Origin of the sequence: Truepera radiovictrix DSM 17093 (assembly GCF_000092425.1) — a bacterium.
Lineage (GTDB): Bacteria > Deinococcota > Deinococci > Deinococcales > Trueperaceae > Truepera > Truepera radiovictrix.
This window is the reverse complement of the sequence record NC_014221.1, coordinates 1001749-1021654: the sequence shown is the minus strand read 5'-3', so window position 1 is coordinate 1021654 and position 19906 is coordinate 1001749. Positions and strand designations below refer to the sequence as shown.

Annotated in this window: 19 protein-coding genes and 1 tRNA gene; 12 read left to right on the top strand and 8 right to left on the bottom strand. The window is 65.5% G+C overall.

Features of this window, described 5'->3' with window-relative positions; all coding sequences use genetic code 11:
- Positions 1-77: 77 nt before the first annotated feature.
- Both TRAD_RS04725 and TRAD_RS04720 read right to left on the bottom strand, forming a co-directional pair.
- A complete protein-coding gene (locus TRAD_RS04725) occupies positions 78-1259 on the bottom strand; it encodes a M20 metallopeptidase family protein (RefSeq protein WP_013177448.1) in 1182 nt (393 codons plus the stop codon).
- Entirely contained in the window at positions 1256-2608 is a 1353-nt protein-coding gene (locus tag TRAD_RS04720; protein ID WP_013177447.1) for a M20/M25/M40 family metallo-hydrolase, read from the bottom strand. Before TRAD_RS04720 ends, TRAD_RS04725 begins: the two co-directional genes overlap by 4 nt.
- Positions 2609-2784: 176 nt before the next feature.
- On the opposite strand from TRAD_RS04720, the gene TRAD_RS04715 reads away from it, so the two are divergent.
- The 3 genes from TRAD_RS04715 to TRAD_RS04705 all read left to right on the top strand — a co-directional run bounded on the left by TRAD_RS04715 (position 2785) and on the right by TRAD_RS04705 (position 6420).
- Positions 2785-4302 (top strand): ABC transporter substrate-binding protein, encoded by a 1518-nt coding sequence (locus TRAD_RS04715; RefSeq protein WP_013177446.1) that lies wholly within the window; start codon positions 2785-2787, stop codon positions 4300-4302.
- Between the two features lie 313 nt (positions 4303-4615).
- Positions 4616-5536 carry an ABC transporter permease gene (locus TRAD_RS04710; RefSeq protein WP_013177445.1) on the top strand — a complete coding sequence of 307 codons (921 nt, stop codon included), beginning with the start codon at positions 4616-4618 and terminating at the stop codon, positions 5534-5536.
- Entirely contained in the window at positions 5533-6420 is an 888-nt protein-coding gene (locus TRAD_RS04705; RefSeq protein ID WP_013177444.1) for an ABC transporter permease, read from the top strand. The genes TRAD_RS04710 and TRAD_RS04705 overlap by 4 nt, the downstream gene beginning before the upstream one ends.
- A 6-nt stretch (positions 6421-6426) precedes the next feature.
- Here the strand turns inward: TRAD_RS04705 and TRAD_RS04700 are convergent, their stop codons facing one another.
- On the bottom strand, positions 6427-7527 hold the full coding sequence (locus TRAD_RS04700) for an LLM class flavin-dependent oxidoreductase (protein ID WP_148221187.1): 1101 nt from the start codon (positions 7525-7527) through the stop codon (positions 6427-6429).
- Positions 7528-7733: 206 nt separating this feature from the next.
- On the opposite strand from TRAD_RS04700, the gene TRAD_RS04695 reads away from it, so the two are divergent.
- Together TRAD_RS04695 and TRAD_RS04690 are read left to right on the top strand one after the other, a co-directional pair.
- A complete protein-coding gene (locus TRAD_RS04695) occupies positions 7734-7976 on the top strand; it encodes a DUF6364 family protein (protein ID WP_013177442.1) in 243 nt (80 codons plus the stop codon).
- Positions 7966-8388 (top strand): PIN domain-containing protein, encoded by a 423-nt coding sequence (locus TRAD_RS04690; protein WP_013177441.1) that lies wholly within the window; start codon positions 7966-7968, stop codon positions 8386-8388. Before TRAD_RS04695 ends, TRAD_RS04690 begins: the two co-directional genes overlap by 11 nt.
- A 209-nt stretch (positions 8389-8597) precedes the next feature.
- On the opposite strand, the gene tnpA is transcribed toward TRAD_RS04690, so the two are convergent.
- Entirely contained in the window at positions 8598-9026 is a 429-nt protein-coding gene (gene tnpA / locus TRAD_RS04685) for an IS200/IS605 family transposase (RefSeq protein WP_013177059.1), read from the bottom strand.
- A gap of 77 nt (positions 9027-9103) precedes the next feature.
- On the opposite strand from tnpA, the gene TRAD_RS16785 reads away from it, so the two are divergent.
- Entirely contained in the window at positions 9104-9379 is a 276-nt protein-coding gene (locus TRAD_RS16785; protein WP_425358644.1) for an FxLYD domain-containing protein, read from the top strand.
- Positions 9380-9826: 447 nt separating this feature from the next.
- Here the strand turns inward: TRAD_RS16785 and TRAD_RS04680 are convergent, their stop codons facing one another.
- Together TRAD_RS04680 and TRAD_RS15105 are read right to left on the bottom strand one after the other, a co-directional pair.
- A complete protein-coding gene (locus TRAD_RS04680; protein WP_013177440.1) occupies positions 9827-11092 on the bottom strand; it encodes an SBBP repeat-containing protein in 1266 nt (421 codons plus the stop codon).
- A 114-nt stretch (positions 11093-11206) separates the two neighbouring features.
- Entirely contained in the window at positions 11207-12904 is a 1698-nt protein-coding gene (locus tag TRAD_RS15105) for a DUF6345 domain-containing protein (RefSeq protein ID WP_013177439.1), read from the bottom strand.
- A gap of 217 nt (positions 12905-13121) precedes the next feature.
- Between TRAD_RS15105 and TRAD_RS15100 the strand changes: the two genes are divergently transcribed.
- The 3 genes from TRAD_RS15100 to TRAD_RS15970 all read left to right on the top strand — a co-directional run bounded on the left by TRAD_RS15100 (position 13122) and on the right by TRAD_RS15970 (position 18053).
- Positions 13122-15704 (top strand): tetratricopeptide repeat protein, encoded by a 2583-nt coding sequence (locus TRAD_RS15100; RefSeq protein ID WP_013177438.1) that lies wholly within the window; start codon positions 13122-13124, stop codon positions 15702-15704.
- Positions 15705-16454: 750 nt separating this feature from the next.
- Complete coding sequence (locus TRAD_RS04665) at positions 16455-17543, top strand: S8/S53 family peptidase (protein WP_041947147.1); 1089 nt, start codon at positions 16455-16457, stop codon at positions 17541-17543.
- Positions 17544-17639: 96 nt separating this feature from the next.
- Positions 17640-18053 (top strand): hypothetical protein, encoded by a 414-nt coding sequence (locus tag TRAD_RS15970; RefSeq protein WP_013177436.1) that lies wholly within the window; start codon positions 17640-17642, stop codon positions 18051-18053.
- Positions 18054-18102: 49 nt separating this feature from the next.
- On the opposite strand, the gene TRAD_RS04660 is transcribed toward TRAD_RS15970, so the two are convergent.
- On the bottom strand, positions 18103-18300 hold the full coding sequence (locus tag TRAD_RS04660) for a hypothetical protein (protein ID WP_013177435.1): 198 nt from the start codon (positions 18298-18300) through the stop codon (positions 18103-18105).
- Positions 18301-18437: 137 nt separating this feature from the next.
- Here TRAD_RS04660 and TRAD_RS16265 point away from each other — a divergent pair, with 137 nt between their 5' ends.
- The 3 genes from TRAD_RS16265 (at position 18438) to TRAD_RS15095 (ending at position 19615) form a co-directional block, all read left to right on the top strand.
- Positions 18438-18614: a hypothetical protein gene (locus tag TRAD_RS16265; protein ID WP_013177434.1), complete on the top strand. Its 177-nt coding sequence runs from the start codon at positions 18438-18440 to the stop codon at positions 18612-18614.
- Positions 18615-18872: 258 nt separating this feature from the next.
- Positions 18873-19202, top strand: coding sequence for a type II toxin-antitoxin system HigB family toxin (locus tag TRAD_RS04650; protein ID WP_342606925.1), 330 nt, complete (start codon positions 18873-18875; stop codon positions 19200-19202).
- Complete coding sequence (locus TRAD_RS15095) at positions 19199-19615, top strand: helix-turn-helix domain-containing protein (protein ID WP_013177433.1); 417 nt, start codon at positions 19199-19201, stop codon at positions 19613-19615. Before TRAD_RS04650 ends, TRAD_RS15095 begins: the two co-directional genes overlap by 4 nt.
- A 191-nt stretch (positions 19616-19806) precedes the next feature.
- Here TRAD_RS15095 and TRAD_RS04640 read toward each other — a convergent pair.
- Positions 19807-19883: transfer RNA gene (locus TRAD_RS04640), tRNA-Pro, on the bottom strand.
- Positions 19884-19906: the final 23 nt, after the last annotated feature.

The window sequence follows — 19906 nt, the reverse complement described above, 5'->3', positions numbered from 1 at the left end:
CAGCTTCGAACGGCAGCATGGTCCAACAACCGTCCGCTCCCCAGGGGAGCGGACGGTACGTCTCGCGTATCCGAGCCTCAGAGCGAGCTTGCACCCTCGAGGTAGCGGTAGGCGAGTTCGGCGTGTAGCGCGCTCCCCAAAGGCAGCGCCGCCTCGTCGAGGTCGAACTTGGGGTGATGTAGCGGGTAGCGGGTGCTTTCATCGTCACCACGAGTGCCTAAGCGGAAGATAAGCCCCGGCACGCGCTGCGTGTAGTAGGCGAAGTCCTCACCTCCCAGCGAGGGCTCGCGGACGCTGAGGCGGCCCGGCCCCAGCACCTCGAGGGTGGCCGCCTCCAAAAAGGGCAGGAGCGCGGGGTCGTTATACACAGACGGGTAGCCGTGGCGGTACTCGAGCCGGTAATCGGCGCCGAACGCCTCGCAGACGCCGCGCACGAGCCGCTCCAAGAGCACCGGCACCCGCTCCCGGAGCTCCGGGTGCAGCGAGCGGACGGTTCCCTCGAGGCGCACGCTCGGCGCGATCACGTTGCGCGCGGCGCCGCCGGCGATCTTGCCGACCGTGATGACCAGCGGGTGCAGCGGGTTCGTCTGGCGGCTGACGAGCTGCTGCAGCGCCGTGACGACCGCCGCCGCCACGGTGATGGCGTCGACCGAGAGGTGCGGGTGCGCCGCGTGCCCCCCCTCCCCCACGATGGTGAGGTCGAAGGTGTCGCTCGCGGCGCTGCTCTGCCCGGGACAGACGCTCGCGTAACCGACCTCGACGGTGGGGTGGACGTGGATGGCAAAGATAGCGGCCACCTCGGGGCCGCTAAGCACCCCGTCCGCGATGATCGCCGCCGCCCCCGCGAGCCCCTCCTCGGCGGGTTGAAAGATGAGCTTGACGTTCCCGCGCCCTGGTGGCCGCGCGGCGAGCAGGTGCGCCGCCCCCAAGAGCATGGCGGTGTGGGCGTCGTGGCCGCAGCCGTGCATCTTGCCGGGGTGCGCGGAGGCGTAAGGGGCGCTCTTCTCGTCCTGAACGGGCAGCGCGTCCATGTCGGCGCGCAGCGCGACCGTCGGCCCCGGCGCGCGCCCCTCGACGAGCGCGACCACCCCCGTCTTGCCGACGCCGGTCTGCACGCCCAGGCCCACGCCGCGCAGCGTCTCGGCGACGAAAGCCGCCGTACGGGTCTCCTCGAAGGCGAGTTCGGGGTATCGGTGCAGGCGGCGGCGCCACGCGCTGAGGCGCGCCCCCAACGCTTCGGCCGCCCCGGACCCGCTCACGCTGCCCCGAAGCCGTGGATCACGGCGGCGACCATCTTGATGCCGTCGATAAAGTCCTGGAGCGCGATGTTCTCGTTCGGCGCGTGGTTGTTCGAGCCCGCATGCCCGACGCCGAACGACACGGCGGGCACCCCCTGCGCCTGGCAGAGCGGATACATCGGCCCGGTGCCCGGCGAGAGGCGGTTCACGGTCGCCTCGCGGCCGTAGACCCGGCGCGCTTGGGCCAACACGGTCTCAATCAGCGGCGCGCCTAGGTCGGTCTTGGCGGGGTGCTCGAGCGAGTAGGGCGTCACCTCGATGTCCCCGAAGCCGCGCGCGTCCAGGTGACGGCGCAGCGCCGCCAAGACCTCGTGCGGGTCCTGGTCGGGGACGAGCCGGAAGTCGAGTTTGGCGCTCGCGGTCGCGGGCAAGACCGTCTTGGTGCCCGGCCCGCTGTACCCCGCGCTGAGCCCGCAGATGGTGCAGGTCGGTCCGAACACCAGCGCCTCTTTGAGGTCGCGCCCCGTCCGACCGCCCAAAAACGACCCCAACCCCAGCTGCTCTAGGGTCTCGGCCTCGTTGTAGGCCATCTCGTCGAGGAGCGCCACCTCTTCCGCCGAGGGCGGCAACACGCGGTCGTAAAAGCCCTCGATCAACACCCGCTCGTCGGTGCCTTTAAGCGTCGCGAGCGCCCACACGAGCCGCCACGCCGGGTTTTCGACCACCGCCGCGTTCGCCGAGTGCAGGTCGGTGTTGGCGCCCCGCACCCGCAGTTCGACGTAGCACATGCCTTTGACGCCCAAGCTCACCTGCAGCTGCCCGTCGGGGTTTTTGTAACCAAACTCCCACACGCAACCGTCCGCGCGCACCTTGTCGGGGTGGGCCGCGGCGAAGGCGGCGATGTTCGGGGAGCCGATCTCCTCCTCCCCCTCGACGATGAACTTGAGGTTCACGGGGAGCGCGCCCACCTGCCGATAGGCGTGCACCGCCGCGAGGCGCGCGGCGAGGTTGCCCTTGTTGTCGGCGGCGCCGCGCGCGTAGAGGTGCCCGCCGCGGATCTCGGCGGCAAACGGCGGGCTGTCCCACGCCTCGAGCGGGTCCTCGGGCTGCACGTCGTAGTGGTTGTAAAAGGCGAGCGTCCTCGCCCCCGGCGCGCCCTGTTGCAGCTCGCCGTAAACCACCGGAAAGCCCGCGGTGGGGACGCGCTCGGCGCGCGCCCCCACCGCCTCCAAAAGGCGCGCGACGAGCGCCGCGGTCTCCGCCATGCCGCGGTTTTGCGCCGCCACGCTCGGCTGGCGGCACAGCTCCTGCAGCCACGTCGTATACAGTTGCGCGTTCTGGTCTATCTTGTCGAAGACGGCCTCGAGCACGTTATCCACCTCGCTTGCGTTTATACACCCCCCGCGCGCGCTCACCCAAATCCGGCCCCTTCGGGGTGCGCCGGAAGCCCGTGCGGCAGCGCGGTTGCATCCGGAGCGCCGTTGGTTATAGACTCGGGGGGTAAGCCCTCGTCACTTCGCAAACACGCCACAGCTCGGGAGGATCGATGCGCCGAAGCATAAAGATGCTATTTGTCGGTTTTTTATTCGCCTTGGTCGGGGTAGCGAGCGCCCAGGAGCGCGAGATCGTCATCGCCCAGGGGATCGACATCCCCGGCTTCGACGTGCACGACCACAACACCACGGCGGTCGAGGCGGTGCACGTCAACCTGTTTGACTACCTGGTGATGCGTGACCGCGACGGGGAGCTGCAACCGGCCTTAGCGACCGCGTGGGAGCAAGACGGCGAGACCGCCTGGCGCTTTACCCTGCGCGAGGGGGTCTTGTGGCACGACGGCGAGACCTTCACCGCCGAGGACGTCAAGTTCACCTTGGAGCGCGTCGCCACCGACACCTCGTTGCAAGAGCACAACAACTACAACACCATCCGCGAGGTCGAGGTCGTAAGCGACTACGAGGTCGTCATCCACACCCACGAACCCGACCCCATCTTGCTCAACCGCCTAAGCCGCATCGGCTCGAGCATCCTGCCCAAGCACCACATCGAAGCGGTCGGCTGGGACGGCTTCGCAACTGATCCCATCGGCACCGGCCCGTTTCGCTTCGTGCAGTGGATCCGCGACGACCGCGTCATCCTAGAGGCGTTCGACGACCACTGGCGCGGCCGCCCCGTCTGGGACCGGCTCGTGCACCGCACCATCCCCGAGGACTCGACGCGGGTCGGCGAACTTCTCACGGGCGGCGTGCATATCGCGACCAACATCCCCGTACAGGACTCCGCACGGGTCGAAGCGAGCGGTCAGGCGACCTTGCTGCCGTGGCCGACCCCGCGCGTGATGATGTTTCTGGTCAACACCGAAGAGGGCCGCGCCACGAGCGACCCGCGCGTGCGCGAGGCCATCGACTACGCCATCAACGACCAACTCTTGGTCGACGCGGTCATGGGTGGCTTGGGCGCCCCCACGCTGAGCCGCGTCACGCCGGGTATCGACGCCGCCCCGATGGAGCTCTACGGCGCGTACAACTACGACCCCGAGCGCGCCGCCGCGCTCTTGGAGGAGGCGGGCTACGGCCCCGGGGAGCTCGAGATCACGCTGCAGGGCCCCTTGGGCCGCTACCCGCTCGACTCGGAGCTTTTGGAGATCACCGGCGCGCTGCTGCAAGAGGTCGGCATCAACGCCCGCGTCGAGGTGCTCGAGTGGAGCGCCTACCTAGAGCGGGTCTGGGACGCCGAGAACATCGAGAACCTGGGTTTTATCGGGCTGTCCAACTCGATGTTCGACGCCTCTTTGGCGCTCACGCCGATGCTCTGCGGCGGCACCTACTTCGGGCGCACGGGGTGGTGCAACGAGGACTTCGACGCGCTCGTCAACGAGGGCTTGGTCGAACTCGACCCCGAACGGCGCGCCGAACTCTTCGCCCAAGCCTTCGACATCCTGGTCGAAGAGCGCCCCATGATCACCCTCTTCCAGCTCGAAAACCAAGCGGGCGTGAGCACCGAGATCATCTGGGAGCCGCGCCTCGACGAACTCCTGTGGATGTATGAGGCCGAACCGGCGAGCTAAGCCTGTCGGGCCGGGTCACACCGGCCTGACGTTATCTTGTTGCACCCTTACGCTGCCTTTAACAGAGCCGTTCAAACCAGCCCTGCGAAGCCGTCTCCACAGCAGCACGCTGAAACGAGATGGCTTCGTTGCGGCGCGCAACGTCGCCTCAGCGTGCCCCGCGCTACCGGCTTCGCTCGTCGCCACGACCATCCAACAGTGAGGTAGCCAGAGCGCTCGCTACCTTGCACTTCACCACCCCATTCCGGCTCGGACCGAAGGCTGAACCGTCCGCTCCGAAGGCGTATCAGCACGAAAACGTAAACGAGGTGCTATGGGCGTCTTTATCGTTCGCCGCATTTTGCAGATGATCCCGGTGCTCTTTGGCGTCACCCTGATTATCTTCTTTTTGGTCCGCGTCTCCGGCGACCCGGTGACCCTGCTCTTGCCCGAAGACGCCCCGCCCGAGCAGGTCGCGCAGCTCCGCGAAAGTCTGGGGCTCGACCGCCCCCTGCCGGAGCAGTACGCGCGCTTTTTGCGCGACCTTTTGCGCGGCGACTTCGGCACCTCCATCCGCTACCGCGGCCAAGCCGCGCTCCCCGTGGTGTTAGAGCGCCTGCCCGCGACGCTCGAGCTCGCCGCCGCCTCTATCCTCGTCGCCGTGCTCATCTCGCTACCCCTGGGCATCCTGGCGGCGACCCGGCGGGGCCGGCTGCCGGACTACGGCGCCACGAGCTTCGCCGTGCTGGGCCAAGCCATGCCCAACTTCTGGCTCGGCATCATGCTGATTTTGGTCTTCGGGGTGCACCTGCGGTGGTTTCCGGTCTCGGGGCGGGGCACGACCGCGCACCTCGTGCTCCCCGCACTCACCCTCGGCACCGCGCTCGCGGCGCTACTCATGCGGCTTCTGCGCTCGACCATGCTCGAGGTTTTGAGCCAGGACTTTGTCCGCACGGCCCGCGCCAAGGGGCTGCGCGAACGGGTGGTGCTCTTTAAGCACGCGATTCGCAACGCGCTCATCGCCTACGTCACGGTGCTCGGCCTGCAGGTCGCGACGCTCATGGCGGGCGCGGTGGTGACCGAGCAGGTCTTCGCTTGGCCGGGGATCGGCCTCCTGGCAATCCAGGCGATCAACATCCGCGACATGGCGGTCGTGCAGACAGTCGTCATCGTGGTCGCGCTCATCGTCATGGTCGCCAACTTGCTCGTCGACCTGCTCTACGCCCTCATCGACCCCCGGATCCAGTACGCGTGACGGGCGCGGCGACCGAACCTCGCGCCGCGAGCGTGCGCGGCCGCCGCGCGTGGCGGCAGTTCTGGCGAAGCCCGCTGGCGGTTTTAGGCGCGCTCGTCCTGCTCGCTTTCGTGCTGATGGCGCTCTTTGCCCCCTACTTGGCGCCCTTCAACCCCGCCGAGGCGCAGCTCTTGCACCGCCTCGAGCCGCCCCTTACCGAGAGCGCTGCGGGGACCCGCTTCCTCCTCGGCACCGACCATCTGGGGCGCGACCTGCTGAGCCGCCTCGTCTACGGCAGCCGCGTCGCCCTGATCGTCGGGCTCGGCGGGGTGGCGCTCTCGGCCACCCTCGGCGTCAGCGTGGGGCTCGTCTCGGGCTACTTCGGCGGGTGGTGGGACACCCTGAGCATGCGCCTGGTGGACACGCTCATCGCTATCCCCAACGTGCTCTTGTACTTAACCGTGCTGGGCGTCTTCGGCCCCAGTTTGACGCTGCTGATTTTGGTCATCGGGCTCATCAACTGGACGACCTTCGCGCGCGTCGTGCGCGGGGAGGTGCTGGCGATCAAGGAGCGCGAGTTCGTCGAGGCCTCGAGGGCCTCCGGGCAGCGCGCCCTAAAGACGCTCCTCAAACACGTGCTGACCAACATCCTGGCGCCCATCATCGTGATCGCCACCCTCGACGTCGCGGCGGTGATCATCCTCGAGGCCGCCCTGTCCTACCTCGGGTTGGGTGTGCAACCGCCGACCGTCACCTGGGGCCGGATGCTCGCCGACGGGCGCGACTACCTCGCGACCGCCTGGTGGGTGGCGACCTTTCCGGGGCTCTTTATCACCCTGCTCTGCCTGTCGCTGATCTTCCTGGGCGACTGGCTCCGCGACGTCCTCGACCCCCGAACGCACTGACCCCCGCTAGCCCCGCAGCGCCGCGGGCGTGCGCCGCGCGATCTCCTCGCGCACGACCGGGGCGACCTTGGTTCCTAGGAGCTCGATGGCGCGCAGCACCTCGCGGTGCGGCAGCGTCCCGACGGTCAGCTGCAGCAAGAGCCGTTGGTGGCCGAAGAGGCGGTGGTGAAAGAGGATCTTTTCAGTCACCGCTTCGGGGTCGCCAACCACGTTGGCGCCGCGCAGCGTACACGAGGCGTCGAACTGCGCGCGCGTCATCCCCGACCAACCGCGCTCACGGCCGATGCGGTCCATCACAGCGGCGTAGGGCGGGAAGAAGAGGTCGGCGGCCCGCCGCGCGTCGTCGGCGACGAAGCCGTGCATGTTGAGGCTGACCGGCAGCCGCGCGGGGTCGTGCCCCGCCCCCTGCGCGGCGCGGCGGTAGAGCTCCACGACGCTCACGAAGCGCTCGGGCAGCCCGCCGATGATGGCTAGAGCGAGCGGCAACGCGAGCGTCCCGGCGCGCACCGCCGAGGCGGGGGTGCCGCCGACCGCGAGCCATACCGGCAGGGGCTCCTGCAGGGGGCGCGGGTAGACGCCGAGGTTGGGTATCGGCGGGCGGTGCTGCCCCGACCAGGTGACGCGCTCGCTGCGGCGGAGCTCGAGCAGCAGCGCCAACTTCTCGGCGAAGAGCGCGTCGTAGTCCTTGAGGTCGTAGCCGAAGAGCGGAAACGACTCGATAAACGACCCACGCCCCGCGATGATCTCCGCGCGGCCCCCCGAGAGCAGATCGAGGGTGGCGAAGTCTTGAAACACCCGCACCGGGTCGTCGGAGCTTAACACCGTCACGGCGCTCGAGAGCCGGATGCGCTTCGTGCGGGCCGCCGCCGCCGCCAAGATCACCGCCGGCGCCGACGAGAGGTACTCGGGGCGGTGGTGTTCGCCGAGGCCGAAGACGTCTAGGCCCACCTGGTCGGCAAGCTCAATCTCCTCGAGCAGGTCGCGCAGACGCCTCTCGGGCGGGACGCGGTCGCCCGTGGCGGGGTCCGGGGTCCAGTCGGCGAACGAGTAGAGGCCGAGCTCAAACGCCTGGGTAGAGGTGCCTGACTCGGTGAGGAAGTCGCTCATGTGAATCAGCTTATCTGGCCTGTAGTCATGATACGTGCTATTGGCTAACCGTGAAAAGATCGCTCTTCCTGCACCGTCCTCCGACAACCCGACCCCACGGCGCATGCACTACCCTCAAGCACCCTCTAACCTTAAATTCAACCAGTCAGCCCTCTCTTATCGCAATCTTTGCACATAGTGACGTGCAATACGTGCTACAATCAAGCATGGAAACCCAGAACGTAACTCTTCGCATCCCCAAAGCGCTGCTGAAGAAGGCTAAGCAGGTTGCGGCGGAGCGCGGCACCAGCATGACGGCTTTGGTCATCGAGAGCCTAACCCGCATCACCAGCGGAAACGAAGCCTATAACGCCGCTTGGGAGCGGCAGCAAGCCTTGATGCGCTCCGGGAGAAAGCTGCGCCATGAGGGCGAAGCGTTCGCCTCACGCGAAACGCTGCATGAGCGTTAGCCCCGAGTTCGTAGACACTAACATTCTGCTCTACGCGGTAGATCACAGCGAGCCGGAGAAGCAGGCGCGCGCCGCGGCGCTGCTTTCCCGACTCTGGGAGGCGCGTAGCGGTTGCTTAAGCGTGCAGGTGCTGCAAGAGTTTTACGTCAACGCGACGCGTAAGCTCTCCAAACCTCTAGACGTCCCAACAGCGCGGCAGGCGGTCGAAGATTACAGCCTCTGGGTGGTCCACGCCCCAACAAGCGCGTCGGTGCTCGCCGCTATCGATTTGCAGGCAGCACACCAACTTTCCTTTTGGGACGCGATGGTTCTAAATAGCGCGCTCGAGCTAGGCGCCAGCACGCTGTGGTCAGAGGACCTAAACGCCGGACAATACTACGGTGATACGGTGGTGCGGTCGCCTTTTGTGTGAGATCCGGCAAGCCGTCAATTGTGTCTATAACGTTAGATTTTTGATTGCGTAAGTGTTTATCCCTCTTATACGCTTGAACAAGCAAACTTGCCTTATTAAAGCGACGACTTACGGTTTGCGCACGGAGGGGGCAGCAACTAAACAACCACCGACTAAAGTCGGAGGGTTTGAAAGAGCGACTGAAAGTCGGGATACGGGTCATAGACCCGTCAGTCCTCTGTCCTGAAGTTGTCCTCTCGGGTCGGCTCGAAGTGATGCTCCAGGTAGCTCTTGATCATCTCTTCCGTGACTTGCCCCACCGTCGCACAGAAGTACCCTCTAGCCCAAAAGTGCCGCCCCCAATAACGTGCTTTTAGCTTCGGATACTCCTCGAATAGCTTGCTCGCACTTCGCCCTTTGATCCGCCGCATGATCTCACTCGGCGCCATTGTCGGCGGCGCACTCACCAGAATATGCACGTGGTCGCTACTCACCACTCCGCTCAGAATCCGTATCTCGAACGCCTCGCAGGTTTGCCGCACCAACTCCCTAACACGCTCGGCTATGTCCCCTTTCAGCACCTTGTAGCGGTACTTCGTGACCCACACAAAGTGGTACTCGATGTTGAAGACGGTATGGCTGCCATAGCGATACTCCATCCGCCAAGGCTAGCAGATGAAATCTGACCGCCTAAAGGCGGTGGTTTCAACCTTACGCTTGGAATAATGAAGAGGCCGTGCGCTTGAAAGTAATCCAAGCAACGCTTCAAGACGACTCTTATGCGCAAAGGCTCATTGGACGGGTCGTAAACGACGACGCTGTTACACGCCGATTTGCTCAAGCTGTCTACGTGTGTTACGACGATAGTGGTCGTCTTGCAGACGCGGGCTCAACCTATACTGACCCTACTGACCTAGGCGCAGGGCAAACGGGAACATTCAGCACAACGATCATAGGACCACGTACCGAGGTCGCCTCCTGTGATGTCATCGCCCAAGCGACGAACCTCTAAAATGCCGGACAAAGCGGAACCAGGGAGACCGAGGTTGGAAATTTAAGCGTCAATGGTGCCCCCCGAACCCATCACTGCCTCCTAACCAAAGCAGGCCAAGGTGGCGGAGGGATGAATGCCTTCTCTATGCTGGCGTTGCCGCTCGCTTCCGCACAATAGGCCTCGTCGAGGGTTTTAGGCATCACTGACATCCACGGGCACAAGATGGGCACGGTAAGGGCGAGCGCCAACTGCAACTGGATCTTCACTAACCGGCCCGGTGGAGGTCACCGCCACCTTCGAGAGCGCGGCGGCCACCCAAGGCTCCCTCCCAGAGGGCACCCCATCACCTTCGTGGAACCGAGCAGCGCGGGGCTCAGCGTCTACGAGATGACCTTCTGAAGCCTCAAAAACGCAGCCGCGAGCGGGCAAGGTTGCACCTGCCCGCTTGCTCTTTGGCTCAAACCGCTACTGGTCGGTCCAAACCGTGCTACCCGTTCCGGCGTTCGTGCGCCGCAAGTAGGCGTCGCCGTTACCGCTGTACGAGCTGCCCAATGTACCGTAGGTCGTACCAGCGAGGTAGAGCTCTGAACTTGTACGCGCGAGCACGGCGTAGGTCGCGTCGTATTCGGGGGTGCCGAGCTGCCGCGACCAGACGACGCTACCCGCTGGGGTGTACTGCCGCACGTAGCCGTCGGCCCCACCTTTGTTGACGCCGCTAAACGAGGTGTAGGTCTCCCCTGCCAGGTAGAAGTTGCCTTTGGGATCGGCCGAGACGTCGTAGACGTAGTCAACACCGGGCGGGCCGTAGCCCTTGTCCCACACGGTACTACCCGAGGCGCTGAACTTGACCACCCGTACGTTGGGGTCGGGGTTGAAGGGGTCGCTGCTCTTGTTGTAGCCGCCGACGAGGTAGACGTGACTTCCGCTCGTCGCCACCGCGACGCCTGTGTCCTCGTCGTTGTAGTGGCGCTGGCGGGTCCACTGCACGGCGCCGGAGGCGCTATATTTGCGGATGAACATGTCCGCGTCGCCGCCGTGCGTGCCCGCGAGCGTGCCGTAGGTGTAGCCGACCACGTAGACGTTGCCGAGGCCGTCCACGGCGACATCCTTGGCAAAGTCCTCGGCGCCGGTGCCGAACTGCTTCGTCCAGACGACCGAACCCGAGTCGGTGTACTTGCGGATGAACGCGTCCCAGCCTCCCTGGCTGCCCGCGAGGTTGCCTTGCGTAAAGCCGACCACGTAGACGCTAGAGCCGTACACGGCGATGTCGCCGACGTAGTCGTAGTCGCCCGTGCCGAACTGACGGGTCCAGACCACCGCGCCGGAAGGGCTGTACTTGCGCACGAAGAGGTCGCTCGCGCCGCGCGACCCGGCGAGGCTGCCGTAGGTCATCCCGGCGACGTAGGCGTTGCCGAGAGCGTCCGAGGCGACGCCCTCGGCGGTGTCGTACTCGGGGGTGCCGAACTGCCGCCCCCAGACCACCGCCCCTTCGCGGTCCACTTTACGGATAAAGACGTCGCCGTTGCCCTTGGGCGCGCCGTGCAGATCGCCGCCGGTGTCGCCGACCGCGTAGACGCCGGAGCTGTAGGGGGCCAGACCCCTAAGGGCGTCGAAGCCGGTGGTGCCGAGGGTGAGGGGCTCGAGGGGCGCGTCGGCCTCCAGGGTCGGGGCCTGGCTGCAGGCGGCGAGGAGGGTGAGGAGGGAGAAGCGTAAGAGGGATTTGCGGAGCATAGGGGTCTCCTTAAGAGGGGTCTGGAAGGGGTTTTGGAGGGAGCAGATGGGGCTCGAGGCGGACGAGGTTGGGAGCGGGTGCCCCCAGCCCCGCCCACTTACCAAACATGCCGCTTACGAGGGACCGGACACACGCCAGAACCCGATGGGGCTGCCGATGTCGCCGCTCGTGCTGCCCTTGCCCCAGAAGAAGTCGTTGTAGTTGTGGGTGTAGCCGGGGCCGAAGGGACCCATGATGGCCCAGGTCACGCTGCTGGGCTGGGTCTGCGTGGCGGCCTCCACCCAGGCTTGGCGGACCATCTTGGCGCCTAGGTCGAACCAGAGGATGCGGATACCGAGCAGGTTTTCGGCCAGGATGCGCCCTTCGGAGGTGTTGTCGAAGCTCACGGTGGCGTAGGCGAGCATCTGGTGCAGCCCTCTAAAGGCGGGTCCCCAACGCTGCACGTGGGAAAGCCCACCCTCGGTCTCTTGCAAGGGGCCGCACGCCGCGATCACCAGCCACTCGAGGTCGCGCTCGCCCCACACCGCGTCGGTGTATTCCAAAAAGCCGTCGTCGTTGGCGCCGGGGAAGGTGAAGCCGTTGCCGTCGGCGTGCCCGGTGTAAAAGGTGATGTCCACGTCGTCCACGTAAGCGCGGTCATTGCCACCCCGGCTCGGGTCCTTGAAGTCGCTTTCCCACGCGCTGAAGTCGCCCCAGTGAAACTGCACGGGCACGCCCCGGGCGTTCATGGTGTTCGTAAAGCCGCCCGCGTTCGCCTGCGACCCGCCGAGCCCCTGCGAGACGCCCACGTATTCGGTGCCCGCGTCCACGCGGCCCAAGCGCTGCGGCTCGAGGGTGTTCTGCGAGGGGGTGTTCTGGGCGATCTGTGGCGCAGGCCGTCCGGGCGCCGGGCGGGCGTTAAAGCGCGGCTTGCCGGTCGCCGCGTCGATCAACACGCTCCTCGAGTCCAGCGTCCGGTCCCCGAGCGTCACGCGGCTCTCGCACAGGTACGAGGGCGTCACCTTGACGCTGCCTAACTTGCCCTGCGCGTTGGGGACGTAGTAGAGCAGTTCGGTCGTGACCCGTTCGGGGTTCACCTGAGCGCCCCTCGAGAGCGCCTTCGCGCACGCCTCCTGCGCGTCTTGGGCCCCCAACACGGCGACGCTGCCCGCCTCCTCCAGACCGTAGAGCCCGTAGTAGAGCTGCGTGGCGCGACCCGAGGGGCCGAAGACCAGCTTGACCTTGGCGCCCGGCCCCGTGAGGCGCACGCCGTCGGCGACCGACAGGCGCAGGTCGAACAGCACGTGCGTGTCCAGGTTCACCCGCGCCAGCACGTTGCCCTTGCGGTCGGTGGCCTCGAAGGTGCTGTACTCGGCGCGCGGTTCGGCGCGCACGTATTTGGAGACGGTGTCCGGCAACATCCCCGCACCCCGTAGCGCCTCCAACGCCCGCCCGAGCGCGTCCTGCGCGGGCAGCGGGCGCCGCCTCTTGAGCGCCTCCAAGTCGAGCACCTGCCGGATCACGGGCCCCTCACCCTCCTTCGAGGTCCCCCGCGCGACGGTCCGGCTCGGCACTGCCATAAAGCGCGCCTTGTCGAGGTACGAGATGGGGGCCGACGGGTCGGCCTGGCTAATCTTCGCGGTGACGCCCACGCCCTCCAAAAGCCGCTGCACCTGCTCGGCGCCGACGCCGCTGTCTTGCAGGACGAAGACGGGCAGTTCGCGGGTGTTCTGCGCCGCCAACTCGGTCGGTGGGGTGTTCGTGCAGGCAGCAAGTGCCAGCAGCGTGAGGGGGACGAGCGTTCTTTGCCTGTAGCCTATTCGAGCGTTCATCTGCCTTCTCCTTCTGGCGCTCTGGGCGCCGCTTAAGGGTTGAGCCCCCAAAACCTGTTTGACGACCTCCTTTCGTCTGCTGTCACGTGCAGGCTGAGTGTGCGCGGGGGGCGTCAACGCGGCATCAACGCACCTCAGACGACCTAAAAACCCCTTGCCGAAAGGCGTTTTTAAGCGCTTCGCTAGACATCGAGGAAGTTTTGCTCATAATGGAAGGGTGCAACCGGGGCCGCTGCTCACGCTGCTGGGGGCTCCTGCGCTATGGTGGCAGGGGCAAGAGGTGGTGCTGCAGCCCAAACAGCTGGCGCTACTCATCTACGTGGCGCTCGAGGGTCCCTGCCCCCGCGCCGACCTCACCGAACTCCTCTGGGGGCCGGGCCGGGGCGCGAACTTGCGCACCGCGCTCTACAAGCTGCGGGGGCTGCCGGGGGCCGAGGGGTGGCTGCGCGACGGCGACCTCGTGGGGGTGGCGGTGGCGACCGACGTGGCGGCGCTCGAGCGGGCCTGCCGTGAGGGGCGCTTCGCCGACGCGCTGAGCCACCTCGCGCGCGGCGAGACCTTTGCGCTCGGGCTCCTGGCCCCGTCGGCGGCGTTCGAGGAGTGGCTCGAGGAGCGCCGCCGCGAGACCTCCGAGCTCGTGCGCGAGACCCTGCGCGGCGCCGCCCAGGAGAACCGCGAGCGGGGCGCGTACGCGCAGGCCAAAGCCTATGCCGAGCGCCTGCTAGCACGCGACCCCCTGGACGAGGCCAGCTATCGCCTGCTCATGCGTCTAGAGCACGAGAGCGGCGACCCCGAGGCGGTGCGGAGCACCTTCGAGCGCCTCCGGACGGCGCTCGCCGAAGTGGGCGGCGAACCGGCGCCCGAGACGCTCAAGCTGCGCGGGCAGCTCCTCGGCGCCGACGGGGCCGGAGCGCAGGGCACCCTGCTGCGCCCCGGCGACCGCGTACCGGGGCGCGCGGCGGGGCTCGTCGGACGCGCCGAGCTGCTAGAACGCCTCAGCGACGCCGTTCGCACCGGGCCGACGCTGCTGCACGGCTTCGGCGGCGTCGGCAAGACGGCGCTGGCCGCCGAGTTCGCTGCGGTGCAGTTGGAGAGCGGCCCGGTGCTCTGGCTGCAGGCGGGCCGCAGCGACGCCCCCGAACTCGTGGACGCGTTGCAGCGCGCGCTCGGTCTCCAGGGGAACCCCAGCGCGTCCGCCCTAGGTGCAGCGCTGGCGCGCGAACGAGTCTCGCTGTTAGTCGTAGACGACGTCTGGAACGGCGACGCGGTGCGCGCGCTGCGCGGGCTCCTGCCGGAGACGCTGCCGCTCCTCTCGACCTCGAGGGGCCGGGTGGCGGGCTTCAAGCGGCTCGAGGTCGGCGTGCTGGCGCGCCCCGACGCGCGCGCCCTCCTCACAGAAGTTGCCGGTGTGCCGCTGCCCGAGGCCGAAGCGGACCAAATCTGTCACGTCCTGGGCGACCACCCCTTCGCGCTCCGCCTCGCCGGGACGCAGCTCCAAAAGCTCAGCGTGTCGCAGCTTCTAGCGCGTCTCGCCAACGCACCCCACACGCTCCACGCACCGAGGAGCTGGGACGAGAGTGAGAGCATCAGCGCCCTCTTAAGCTCGAGCCTGGAGGGCCTCACCGACGACGCCTACGAGGCATTCTTGGCCGTCGGCGCCCTCGCCTCCGGCTCCGTCACCCCCGAACTGCTCGCCCACCTCCTGCGCCGGGACACCGAGACCGCCGAGGCGGCGCTCGCCGAGCTGCACGCCCAAGCCCTCGCCGAACGCGTCGCCCGCCCCGGCAGCGACACCGTGCGCTACGCGCTGCACGACCTCTCCTATAGCTTCGCACGGCAGAACCGGGCGCTGCGCCCGCAAACCGTGGTGCGCGCGTGCAGCCGCTTCGTCGCCGAGCACGCGCGCGCCTTTGAGCTCTTAGACGCCGAGATCGGCAACCTCATCGGCGCGCTCGAGGTCGCCTACGCGCTGGGCTACCGCGCCGCTTTGGTCGACCTGACCGCCAACCTCGTCGTGGGCGACGCCTACTTCTCCGCCCGCGGCCACTCGCCGCGCTCGCTCAAGCTCTTGGAGGTGGCCGTGAGTTGGGCGAAGGAGTTGGGGCAGCTCGAGCGCGCCCACCACCTAGCGGGCCGTTTAGGAGACGCGCACCGCGAGCAGTACCACCAGTTTGAGAAGGCGCTGGAGGCATATCAGGAGGGCGCGAGGCTAGCGCGGCTTATCCGAAATCCTTCTAGAGAAGCAATTCTTACCAGCATCTGCGGCATAGCACATCACTATTTAGGACAACCTTCAGATGTGGCATTTGAACGCGCCTATCAACTTGCTGAGCAAGCGAACGATGGACTTGCATTAGGTCAAGTTTTACAACATCGTGGGTATGTCGCTTGGACCAGTCAGGATTGGAAAGCGATGGAACGCTTCAATCAGGAAGCGCTTCAAGTAGCACGCTCCTTACACCAAGTGCGTCACATTGACCAATCACGTGTGGACTACAACCTTTTCTCTGCACTTCTCAACCTCGGTGAAGCTAAGCGAAAGCTTGGTAGTTTTGAGGAGGCAGTCGCACTCAGACTTGAAGCATTGCAAATTGCCAACACACGTCAAAACCAACTCTGGCAAGCTCACGCCCTCCAAGAGCTAGGCGAGATGTATAGCGACGAACAGCGCTCTGTAGAAGCGCGAAGTTACCTACTCGAGGCTCTAGCACTCTACGAAGCCAACGATGTACAAGCAAGAATTCAGCAAGTTCAAAAGATGCTAGGAAGCCTCGAGCTAATGGAGCTTACGTCAAGCTAGGTGCTGAGAGGTGCCGTCCTCAGCCACCTTGCACGCGCAAGCCGTTCACCGTTACGCCTGAGCTTGGTTGAACAGAAGTACCTTGAACACGCGACCCGGCGAAAGCGGTTCCCAAGAGTCCCAGTAACGTGACGAACACCAATGCTTTAGCGGTTGATTTCATCGTGCCAGCCTCCTTTTTGGTACTACACAAAGCTGCAAAGCTTTTACCTCTCGGCAAACAGAGCGGGGCGTGATTTGGCACAAGACGAGTTGTTTACCGCCGCAGACTATAGCACAATGACTACCCTCTAGCTCCAACTTCGTATTTTTCAAACCTTGGAACAATGGAGTTCACGCCGAGTTGACGCATAAGGAGTAGAGTGAAGCTTTAACGGGGACAGCGCAGGAGGAAGGCGTATGAAGCGGTTGCTATGGCTCGCGTTACTCGTCGCGTTGGTCTCTTGTCGCTGGGATCCTCCACCTCCAACTGGCGGAAGCGGTCTGCGCCCTACCCAAAGTTTAGATGAGCCAAACCTGCAACCGCTAAATAAAATTGAACGCGTCAGACTGATTGACGAACGCGCGGGTAACTGTCCTATCAACGAACTGAAGATTCCTGGTGAAGGCGCTTATGTTCAAGGAACTATCGGCGGCCTCGCCGTCTCCCCCTACCCCCTCGGCACCACCCCCGGCGACCCCCTCACGACTGGCAACCAGCTCGCTAAGCTTGCCTCGGCACCCTTCACCGGACCCGTCGCCATACTCGTCGTGGACGATTTCAACGGCGTGGGCGTGCGGGAACCCGGCGTCTACTTTTTAGACCAAAGACCGGGCGACACGCTCGCCAACCTCCCGGCGCGTCTCTCCCCCGACCTGACGACTAGGGCCAAGCAACAGACGCTCGAGCTAGCCGCCCTCGAGGCCGGCGGTCAGCTCTCGCACGGCGCCCTGGTCTTCAACCACACCCTGGCCCTGCTCCGCCCGCTCGGTTTCGACATGGCGTTCGACCGGGTGCGCCTCGACGTGCCGGTAGCGCCCTTTGGGCTCGAGCCCTTCGACCTCATCTTGGCCGACTTTCGGGACCTGGGCCTCACCGTGGCAGCGGTCGACACCGAGGACTTCGATACGCAGGTCATTGTGGGTCGGGTCGCCGCCACCTTGCAGCACCTGCGACTGGTGCGAGGTGCGCGGCACTTCGCGGTGAACTTGAGTTTCGGGCTGGTGCCGTGCAGTGTGCTAGAGGACTTTAACGCCAGCCGTGACCGTCTGCCGACGCTCGAGGCGTACCAGGAGGAGGTCTTGAGCGCCAACGGTCTCGACGCCAACACGTTCAGGGACGCCCTCACCAGCCTCCTCACCACCCCGGTCGGCAGCGACCCCTTTGTGACGCTGGTCAAGCGGAGCGGGGAGCAGCTTGTGGGCGGGGGTGAGGTCACCTACCTCACGGCGGCGGGCAATTACCGGCTCGACTACGCGCTCTACCCCGGCTACTGGCCCGAGTTCGTCAGCGTGAGCGCGCAGGCGGTCTCAGCGCCTACCGCCGTCAAAGATGCGTCATACTCGAACACCGGCGAGGTGCTCTTACCGGGGGGGTTCTACGCGCTGAGCGCCTTCGACCCGGCCAGCAACACCTGGCGCCCCTACCCGCAGATCAGCGTCGCGGGAACCTCGTTCGCCGCGCCCGCCCTCAGCGTCTTCGCGGCGCTCGACTACGCGCACGCCCCGCCACGCTGCGCCCGCCCACCCGGCGCGCTCACCTCGCCGCTAGCCTTCTTCGACACCGACCCGCCGGTCAGCACGCCGCTCCCGAAGCTCAACGTGCCTTTGGAAGACGCTCTCAGTCAGTACTGTTCGTGAGCTAGAGAACCGTAGCGTATCGGGCAGTCGCCCCGTGGGGTTGGCGGTAGAGTTGCGTCTTCCGAGCTACCAGAGCGCTGACGAAAGGAGACACCCGTGTTCCCCCTTTCCTACCGCCTCACCGACCCGCCCTTTTTACCGACGCCGCTCGTACCGGCGCCCGACTTGCCAGGAGCGCCCGCGAACCCCGATCCGAACCGGGACCTACCGCTATCGCCCACCCCGGACCCGCAACCCGACCTGCCGCCAACGCGCGAACCTGAACCGGGGCTCCCCGAGCGTGACAGGGACGCCCCAGCGCCGCAGCAGCTCATCCCCCGTGACCCGCCCGTACCCGACCCCGACGTGCCCCCCATACCCACCCCGGACGATCCGCCGCCCATCGGCGATCCGGAGCCCCCCACCCCCACACCTGACCCGGAGCTGCCGCCAAAGACGCCGGATGAACCGCCCCTAGAGGACCCCGACCCGCGCACGCCCCCCGTCATCGACCCGCCAGCTCTCGGCTAGAGGGAAAAAGAGCCGCCCCAAAGGGCGGCTCGGCCTCTAGGCGTGTTCTCTAGCGCTCGGCCTCTTTGGGGGCCTGTTTGGCGGGGTCGTACGCCACCCCCTCCTCTTCGTAAGGCGCGTCGGAGAGCGCCTCGTCCATCCTCTCGAGCTCCTCGTAGTCCTCTTCCGTCGCCTCTCCCTCATCGGCTGCGCCGTCTTCCATGGGCAAACCGATCGGGTTACGCACGTCGCCTAGCTCATCGCTCATGTTGGGCCTCCCGTCGTTACTATGCGCCTTTTTGGGGGAGCGATGTGTGTAGAGGGGTGAGATTGGAGCCTCACGCGCGCTCGGCGCACCGCCCCGCGCGCCGCTCAGCTACCGCCCTCGCTTGCAAAGGGAGCGCTATGCATCACCCGGATCACCTCGAGCCCACCCCCGGAATCGTCCCACCGCACGAACCCGACGATGACAGCATCACGCCGGTTGAAGACCCCCGCAAACCCGCGCCGCTGCCGGGGACGTGGGACGAGGAGGTGTTTGAAGAGCTGCCTGACGGCGAACAACCCGTCACACCAAGTTAATGGTTAATTTAATCTGCAAAGCCGTGGTTTCGCCACGCGACCTGCCGCCGTGGCGCGTAGGCTCCGCCTTACCTATGGTTGGGATGACTGGATTTGAACGAGCGACCACTTGGTCTCCAGTTAAACGAAGAACTTGTATCGCCAGCAAAAATAACGTCTCAGGCGCGTTCTGGCTTGCAGAGAACTGCATCCGAGTACCCGCCTTTTTATTTTCGACTCTTTGTGGGTACAGAAGCGCTTTATACTGCTTTTTGACATATACTGCGTTACGTCATACAACAGCTTTATGAACGTCATTGCCCCCGCACCCTGCGCACCTTCTGGGAGCGTCATCCACACGCCGAGGCGCCGCTGCGGGAGTGGTTGAAGGCCGTTCAGAGTGCCAGCTACGCGAACTTTTCCGAGCTACGCGCCGTATGGCGTGCCGCTGACTACATTGCTAGTGACGAGCTCACCATCTTCAACATTAGCGGCAACAAGTACCGTCTCATCACCTTCGTGCGCTACAGCGCCCAAACCATCTTCATCAAGCGCGTGATGACGCACGCCGAATACGACCGGTGGAATGCCCAAGGGAGGCCCGTATGACCACTGCAACCGTCGTGAGCGCCTGGGAAGCTTTTCAGGCCGCCACGGGGGGGATCAAGCGCCCCGAGACTGAGGCCGATTACGAAACGCTGCGCGAGCTGCTCAACGATCTCACCAACCGCTACAACTGCAATGTTGAACCCTACGGCTCGCTTTTTGATCTCATCGCCACGTACATGCACGATTGGGAGCTGGCGCATGAGCCGGAGCTGAAGAACCTTGTGGCGACCCCTCAGGAAATGCTGGCTATCCTCATGCGCGAGCACGGTGTTACTCAATACCAGCTCGACAAGGAGGGCGTGGTCAATCAGGGCACCTTGAGCCGGATTCTCAAGGGTGAGCGTGGCATCAGCAAGGCACTCGCCAAAAAGTTGGCTGAGCGCTTCGGGGTCAAGGTCGAGCTATTCATCTAAGAACGAGCAACCTTTCGAGGCCCTCTCGCATAGCGCACTTGGTGATAGGCGATGCACAGGGGTAACGCTCGAGCTCACCCCAACCGCCCTCGAAAGTGACGTTTGAAGCCGTGCGGGTACCCTGCGGGGGCGAAGGTGTAAAAGGAGAGGACGCGGGCTCTAAAGACGCCGCGTCCTGCACCTTATTCCTATGGTCGGGGTGACTGGATTTGAACCAGCGACCACTTGACCCCCAGTCAAGTGCGCTACCAGGCTGCGCTACACCCCGTCGGGCGCGACGGCCGTTCAGGC